Source organism: Actinacidiphila sp. bgisy144, from assembly GCF_057708105.1.
The window spans coordinates 1-4,644 of sequence record NZ_JBYIRM010000080.1 but is presented as its reverse complement, the minus strand read 5'-3'; the positions used below and the strand labels follow the sequence as shown (position 1 = coordinate 4,644).

At 69.4% G+C, this 4,644-nt stretch carries 1 protein-coding gene; it reads left to right on the top strand.

Going from position 1 to position 4,644, the window contains the following annotated elements; translation table 11 throughout:
- Window positions 1-19: 19 nt before the first annotated feature.
- Window positions 20-4,644 (top strand): SDR family NAD(P)-dependent oxidoreductase (locus tag AC3EVP_RS36705; protein WP_435138072.1); only part of this gene is annotated, 4,625 nt, incomplete at its 3' end.

Here is a 4,644-nt window from a genome sequence, read left to right as displayed (position 1 = left end):
GGAGGTGGACTGGGCTGCGGTGACCGTTGATGAGGGTCGGGCGGTGAAGGTTGGGCTGCCGACGTATGCGTTTCAGCGGCAGCACTATTGGCCGAAGCCGGTGGCTGGTCGTGGGGATGCTTCGTCGGCTGGTCAGCAGCGTTCCGGGCATGCGTTGTTGGCGGCTGCGGTGTGGCTGGCTGATGGTGATGGGTTGGTGTTGACGGGTCGGTTGTCGCTGGCTGCGATGCCGTGGTTGGCTGACCATGCGGTCCACGGCACGGTGCTGTTGCCGGGGACGGCGTTCGTGGACCTGGCCGTCCACGCCGGCGATCTGGCGGGGTGCGGTGTCCTGGAGGAGTTGACGCTCCAGGAGCCTCTGGTCCTGCCGGAACATGGCGGCGTGCAGTTGCAGGTCCACGTCGGCGACAGTGATGGCGGCAGTGGTCGACGCACGGTCGTGGTCTCTTCCCGTGAGGGTGAGGGCGAGTGGGTGCGGAACGCGGTGGGCGAGTTGGCTCCGGTCGGCAGCGAGCCGGTCCCTGCCCCGCTGTCCGTGTGGCCTCCGGCGGGTGCGGTGGCGGTCGATGATGCCTACGAGAGGCTGGCTCGGCGCGGTTACGGTTACGGTCCGGCGTTCCAGGGGCTGCGGCAGGTGTGGCAGGCCGGGGACACCGTCTACTCCGAGGTGGAGCTGCCCCAGGTCATCGACTCCGATGCGGCTGGGTTCGGCCTGCATCCCGCCCTCCTCGACGCTGCCCTGCACGGTCTCCTGGCAGCCGGCGCCGGCAACGGCGATGGCGGGACGGAGTTGCCGTTCGCGTGGTCGGGCGTGCGGCTGCTGGCGAGCGATGCCCGCCGGCTGCGAGTGGCGTTCGCTTCCGGGCCTGGTGGGGTCTCGGTCACGGCTTTTGACGGTGCGGGTGAACCGGTCTTGCAGGTCCGGTCGTTGGCCCTGCGTGAGGCTTCGGCCGGTCAGCTCACCGGTACTGGTCGGCAGGTGCGGCAGTCGTTGTTCACGGTGGACTGGGTTCCGCTGCCTGCCCCGCAGGACTCTGACACCGCCGTGGTGCAGTGGGTGCGGCATGGTGAGTCGGCCGGGTCCGAGGTGGCTCCGGTGGTGGTGGCGCCAGTGCCGACCGCCCCGTCGGGGGTTTCGGCGCCGGAGGCGGCTCAGTTGGCTGCTGCGACGGTGTTGGGTTGGGTGCAGGAGTGGCTGGCCGATCCCGAGACCGCTGGTTCGCGGTTGGTGGTCTGGACCCAGGGCGCAGCCACCGGGCAGGACCTGGCGGGCGCGGCGGTGGTGGGTTTGGTGCGTTCGGCGCAGTCGGAGCACCCGGGGCGTGTGCTGCTGGTCGACGTCGACCCGACGGCAGGGCTGGACCCTGCCCGGGACACTGACGTGGACACCGTTCTGCCTCTGGCTTTGGGTGCTGATGAGCCTGAGGTCCGCGTCAGTTCCGGGGACGAGGGGGTGGTGGTGTTCGGGCGCCGGTTGGTCCGGGCCGGGTCGGGTGAGTTGGTGTTGCCTGGTGGTTCGGGTTGGCGGGTGGAGGTGGCGGAGCCGGGTGATCTGGGCAGTGTGGCGGTGGTCGATGCTCCTGAGGCGGGCGTGGCGTTGTTGCCGGGTCAGGTGCGGGTGGGTCTGCGGGCGGCGGGTGTGAACTTCCGTGATGTGGTTGCCGGCCTGGGAATGGTCTCGGATGGCCGGGCTATGGGCTTGGAGGCTGCCGGGGTGGTGCTGGAGACCGGGCCGGGGGTGGATGGTCTGGTGGTGGGGCGGTCGGTGATGGGTTTGGTGCCGGGGTGGGGGCCGGTGGGGGTGGTGGACAGTCGGCTGGTGGCTGCGGTGCCGCGGGGGTGGTCGTTCCAGCAGGCCGCATCGGTGCCGGTGGGGTTCTTGACGGCGTTTTATGCACTGCGGGATCTGGCCCAGGCCCGTCCCGGTCAGCGGGTGCTGATCCATGCCGGGACCGGCGGGGTGGGTACGGCTGCGGTGCAGTTGGCTCAGGAATGGGGTTTGGAGGTCTTCGCGACCGCGAGTCCGGCGAAGCAGGCGGCGTTGCGGGCGATGGGCGTCGATGAGAGCCACATTGCCTCGACGCGGGATCTGGCGTTCTGTGAGCGGTTCCTGGGCGTGACCGGTGGCGCCGGCATGGACGTGGTCGTCAATGCTCTGGCGGGGGAGTTCACGGATGCCTCGTTGCGGTTGTTGCCGCGTGGTGGGCGGTTCGTCGAGATGGGCAAGACCGATATCCGCAACCCCGAGCAGGTCGCCCAGGCATACCCCGGGGTGATCTATCGGGCCTTCGATCTGATGGATGCCGGTGTGCCGCGGGTCGGGGAGATGCTCGCTGAGCTCGGGGTGATGTTCGAGGCCGGGATATTGAAGCCGCCGCCGGTGACGTGCTTCGACTTGACGCAGGCGGTCGCGGCATTGCGTCATCTGCAGGCCGCCCGACATGTGGGCAAGGTCGTACTGAACGTCCCCGCCCAGTGGGACCCGCAGGGCACCGTCCTGGTCACCGGCGGGACCGGGACGTTGGGCGGGGAGTTGGCCCGGCACCTGGTCACCGTCCGCGGCGTGCGGCATCTGGTGTTGGTGTCGCGGCGTGGCCCGGCGGCGCCGGGGGTGGCTGGTCTGGTCGCGGAGCTGGCCGAGCTGGGCGCGGAGGTCAGGGTGGTGGCCGGAGATGCCGCCGACCGGGATGCCCTCGCCTCGGTCCTGGCCAAGATTGCGGTGGAGCGGCCGTTGACGGCGGTGGTGCACACAGCCGGTGTGATCGATGACGCGACGGTCGAGTCACTGACGCCGCAGCGGATGGCGCCGGTGCTGTCGGCGAAGGTTGACGCGGCGTGGAACCTGCACGAGCTGACCGAGGACATGGGACTGGCCGGGTTCGTGCTGTACTCCTCGGCCATGGCCGCCCTGGGTAGCCCGGGGCAGGGCAGTTACGCCGCCGCCAACGCGTTCTTGGACGCGCTGGCCGCCCACCGCCGGAAACGGCAGCTTGCCGGTCAGTCGTTGGCGTGGGGCCTGTGGGAACAGACCTCGGAGATGACCGGGCATCTGGATGGCGCTGACCTGTCCCGTCTGCGTCGCGGCGGTGTTCAGCCGATGCCGACGGAGCAGGGTCTCGCGCTGTTCGAGGCTGCTTCCGTGTTGGGTGTGCCGTTGGTGGTCCCGGCCCAGCTGGACCTGGCCGCATGGTCGCGAGCTGGTCGGCCGGTGCCTGCCCTGTTGCGAGGTCTGGTTGCGGGTGGCGTCTCGGTTCGTCGGTCCGCGGCTGAGGCTGCGGTCGTGGGTGGCCTGGCGGCCCGGTTGGCTGCGCTCAGCCCTGCCGATCGCGAGCAGGAAGTCCTGCAGATCGTCCGGGCCGGCACCGCCGTCATCCTGGGCCATGCCAACGCTGGGGACATCGACTCCCAGCAGGCCTTCCGCGAGATGGGCATCGACTCCCTGACCGCGCTGGAGCTCCGCAACCGGCTCGCGAGCGAAACCGGCCTCACCCTTCCCGCGACCCTGGTCTTCGACTACCCCGTCCCGCTGGAACTTGCTCGGTATCTGGTCGCAGAGGCATGTGGGACCGAGGGCATGGCTGCCGTATCTGCCGCGGCAACCGTCCGTGTCGGGGTGGATGAGCCGGTGGCGATTGTGGGGATGGGTTGTCGGTTCCCGGGTGGGGTGGAGGATCCGGAGGGTTTCTGGCGGTTGGTTGCGGGGGGCTCTGATGCGATGTCGGGGTTCCCGGTGAACCGTGGCTGGGACGTGGCTGGCTTGCCGGACCCGGATGCCGGTGACGGGGGTGAGGGTTATGCCCGGGTGGGTGGGTTCCTTGATGGTGCGGGTGATTTCGATGCGGAGTTCTTCGGGATCAGTCCGCGTGAGGCGTTGGGGACCGACCCGCAGCAGCGGCTGTTGCTGGAGACCTCTTGGGAAGCATTGGAGGACGCGGGCATTGCGCCTGGTTCGCTGAAGGGGACCGACACGGGGGTCTACGCCGGCATTATCACGTCGGAGTACCGGGTCGGTGAGCGTGACGACGCGAGCGGCTACGGGATCACCGGGACCCATGCGAGTGTGGCGTCGGGTCGGGTGGCGTATGCGTTGGGGTTGCAGGGTCCTGCGGTTTCGATTGATACGGCGTGTTCGTCGTCGTTGACGGCGATTCACCTGGCGGCGCAGGCGTTGCGGTCGGGGGAGTGCTCGTTGGCGTTGGCCGGTGGGGTCACGGTGATGGCTTCGCCTGGGACGTTCACGGAGTTTGCGCGGCAGCGGGGGTTGGCTGCTGATGGGCGGTGCAAGCCGTTCGCGGAGGCGGCTGATGGCACCGGGTGGGGTGAGGGTGTCGGTGTGCTGGTCCTGGAGCGGTTGTCGGTTGCGCGTGAGCGTGGGCATCGGGTGCTGGCGGTGGTGGCCGGTAGCGCGATCAACCAGGACGGGGCGAGTAACGGTCTGTCGGCGCCGAATGGTCCCTCGCAGCAGCGGGTGATCCGGGCCGCGTTGGCCAGTGCGGGCTTGAAGGCCGGTGACGTTGACGTGGTGGAGGCGCACGGCACCGGCACGGCGTTGGGTGATCCGATCGAGGCGCAGGCACTGCTGGCAACCTATGGGCAGGATCGTGATCCGGCGCGGCCGTTGTTGCTGGGGTCGGTGAAGTCGAA